2 protein-coding genes and 1 pseudogene are annotated in these 3,225 nt (G+C 71.4%); all 3 read right to left on the minus strand.

The window, feature by feature from the left end; translation table 11 throughout:
- Positions 1-214: pseudogene (locus tag HW445_RS23880) on the minus strand (hypothetical protein); the annotation flags it as partial.
- A gap of 26 nt (positions 215-240) precedes the next feature.
- Entirely contained in the window at positions 241-765 is a 525-nt protein-coding gene (locus HW445_RS23885) for a phage tail protein (RefSeq protein ID WP_151769758.1), read from the minus strand.
- A gap of 35 nt (positions 766-800) precedes the next feature.
- Positions 801-2,660, minus strand: a complete 1,860-nt coding sequence (locus HW445_RS23890) for a phage tail sheath subtilisin-like domain-containing protein (protein WP_180223009.1) — start codon at positions 2,658-2,660, stop codon at positions 801-803.
- Positions 2,661-3,225 lie beyond the last annotated feature (565 nt).

A 3,225-nucleotide genomic window follows, 5' to 3' on the forward strand; every position in this document is an offset into this window, starting at 1 on the left:
CGCACTCCAGCCGCACCTGCATCCGGTCCCCGAACAGGGCCCGGCGCAGCGCGAACAGGTCGGCCTCGCGCTCACCGACCGGCAGCACCGGCAGCACCGCCGCGTCGACGTCCGGCCGTGCCGTGCGGTGCAGCAGCAGGGCACGCCCCGCGGGCGCCTCGGCGAGGCCCGTCTCCCAGGCCGCCAGCAGTCCCGCGGCCCCCGTGATCCCCATCCCGTCCCCCGGGAACCAGACGCCGGCTAGGCCGGGTTGAGGAACGACGGCTCCTGCGGCTCGGGCACCTCGTAGTCCCGTTCCCAGCCCTCGCACTCGAGCTTCAGCGACTGGATGGCCACCGCGTTGGCGTTGGCGTCGAGTTCGCCCAGGACCTGGTACTCGCTCGGCCAGGTCCGGTACAGCTTGTGCGAGACGGCGACCTGCCCGGCCTCGTTGAGGACCTGGATCACTATGTCCTTGCGGAAGTCGGCGAGCGACACCTCGGAGCCGAGGCCCGCGCCGATCTGCCAGACCTTGTTGGCCCAGCGGTCGAACTCGGGGTCGTGGGTGACTCCGCGCTCCAGGGTGATGCCCTCGAACTCGGATCGGCCCGGTGACTTGCGGGGCGAGGAGGGATCGCCGCCGTGACGGTGCTTGACGACCTCCGTGGTCCGCTTCAGCGGACTGACCTTGCTGATGCCCGCGACCGTCCGACCGTCCCACAGGACAAGGAACTTGAAGTTCTTGTAGGGGTCGAAGCGATACGCGTTGACCGTGAACTCAGCCATCGGATTCTCGAATCTCCACGATTGGCGGCGCCGCGCTAGAGCGCGAACTGGCCGGACGTCTGCTGGATCTGGACGATCACGAACTCCGCCGGCCGCACCGGTGCGATGCCGACGAGGACGTTGACGACGCCGTTCTCGATGTCCTCGGCGGTCGTCGTGTCGCTGTCGCACTTGACGAAGTACGCCTCGCGCGGGGTGCTGCCCTTGAATGCGCCCTGGCGGAACAGGGTGTGCAGGTACGCGGAGGCGGCGAGCCGGATCTGCTGCCACAGGTTCTCGTCGTTGGGCTCGAACACCACCCACTGGAGGCCGCGTTGCAGGCTCTCCTCGACGTGCAGCGCCAGGCGCCGCACCGGCACGAACGTCCACTCGCTCTCGGCCGCGTCCGAACCCGCGAGCGTCCGCGCCCCCCAGACCACCGGTCCGGTCGCCGGGAAGGCCCGCAGGCAGTTGACGCCGAGCGGGTTGAGCAGCCCGGTCTCACGGTCGGTCAGGTCGACGGTGAGCGAGCGCACGCCCGCGAGCCGTGCGCCGGTGCCGGCCGGGGCCTTCCACACGCCGCGCTCGGCGTCGGTGCGGGCGATGACGCCGGCCACCGCCCCGGAGGGCGGGAAGGAGCGCAGCCGGCCGGTGAGCGGGTCGGTGAGCCGCAGGTGGGGGAAGTACAGGGCGGCGTGGTCGCCGCGCACGGCGTCGAAGGCGGCGAGTCCGGCGCGGGCGGAGTCGACCCCGGTCCAGGCGCTCGGCGCGTCGACCAGCAGGAAGATCCGCCGCTCCTCGCACAGCAGCCGGGCCGCGGAGATGACGGTGAGGGCGTCCTCGGTCCGTTCGTACGACGCGAGTTCCGGCAGCACGAGCAGGTTGACGTCGGCGACACCGCGCAGGGCCTGGATGCCGGTCTTCCCGGCCTCGCTGCCGATCAGGTCCTGCGGCCCGGGAGCAGCCCCGTCCTCGCCGTGGTCCAGCGGGAACACCGGCGGGTTGACCGAGGCCTCCAGACCGAGGTCGTTGGCGCACTCGCCGAGGAAGCGGACGACGTCGTGGGGGTCGGTGGAGCCGGCGACGACCTGGACGCGGCGGCCGAAGGCGGTGACCTCGGCGCCCGCGAAGGCACGCCGGCCGGGAGCGTCGGGCAGGGCGCGCAGCTTGCGCTCCAGGAGCAGCGCCAGCTCGGCCACACTGCACGGGGCCTCGCCGTCACGGTCGGGGTCGTGGAGCGTGAACCGGCGCTCCACGTCGCCGATCTTGACCGTCAGGTCCACCGCCAGGTTCGGCAGTTCGTGGCCGAACGGCTTGGAGACGGTGCCGGACGGATCGGGGCGGCCCTCGCCGACGACCTCGACCCGTACGAGCCGGGAACCCGCGTTGACCGTGTCGGGCGCGTACCGGTCGTGCGAGGGGTCCATGGACAGGCCGGTGAAGCTCTCACGGGCCCGGCCCCCGGCGTCGAGGACGCGCAGGTCGAAGGTCTCGTCGGGACACGGCGTGTCGTGGTCCACGGCGACGCGCAGGCCGTTGCCCCACGCGCCGGACTCCTTGGCGCGCACCTCGAGGACCGGGCCCTCGCTGTGCCCCTCGGTCGACTTCAAGGTGAGGCCGGCGGCCTTCCCGCTGCCTGCCCTGGCGACGCGCACGACGACGGCGACGGAGCCGCCGTTGCCGAAGTACTGGTGCACCGCGTGGCCGACGGCGCTCCGCGAACTCAGGCCGCCGAAGCGGCGCTCGAACTCGGTGAAGCTGCTGACACGGACCGGCTCGTTCAGCGGGCCGCGCCGGGTGTGGCCGACGAAGGCGGTCACCGACGTGGTCGGCGTGGAGATCGTTCGGGTGCTGCTGGGAAGCTCTTCGACGTGGACGCCTGGATACGTCGGCCTGTTGGCGCGCACCGCGCTCATCGGCTTTCCCCCTCCTTTGTCCCTGACTCGGACAGTCCTGGGCACCGGACAGATGCACCAGGAGATGGCGGAGGGAGGCATTCCCGTTCAGGAGCGCGGAGACGCCACCTATCAGGGCGACGCTGCAGCGCGCACCACATCAGTTTCCCCCGTCAGAACCCCGGACCTCTCGGTCGCCGGGGCCAAGCGTCGCGCTTGTGACTCCTGATGCCTGCGTTCTCAACTCACCTTGTACGTAGGGGAGTTGAGGCGGCAAGGCGCCTTCTGGCCAGTCGGGTGAGGGGACTTGTGAAGGCGGCTCAGGGGTATTGGCCGCATTTGTCCACAGCGTCGGCGGATCGTCCGGAACCTCCCGCCGGGCGGGGACCCCGCACGCCAGGCCCGGTGCGGGAGTCACCGGAAGGAGTGGCGGACGTCCACGAAACTTTCGGTTGGCGCACACATGTGCGACTGTCCGGTTTCCAGGGGTAACCACCCGATCGCGGGGTCCTCCGGCGGGGCCGCGGGGCCGCGAAGGCGGCGAGGGTGGCATGTCCACGCGGGGCCGTTCCGTGCGACGGACCCG

The sequence above is a fragment of the Streptomyces sp. UH6 genome (assembly GCF_013421635.1).
Lineage (GTDB): Bacteria > Actinomycetota > Actinomycetes > Streptomycetales > Streptomycetaceae > Streptomyces > Streptomyces abyssomicinicus.

Coding starts and splice junctions, on each gene's coding strand:
- HW445_RS23885 (WP_151769758.1), bottom strand. CDS start 765: ATGGCTGAGTTCACGGTCAACGCGTATCGCTTCGACCCCTACAAGAAC.
- HW445_RS23890 (WP_180223009.1), bottom strand. CDS start 2,660: ATGAGCGCGGTGCGCGCCAACAGGCCGACGTATCCAGGCGTCCACGTC.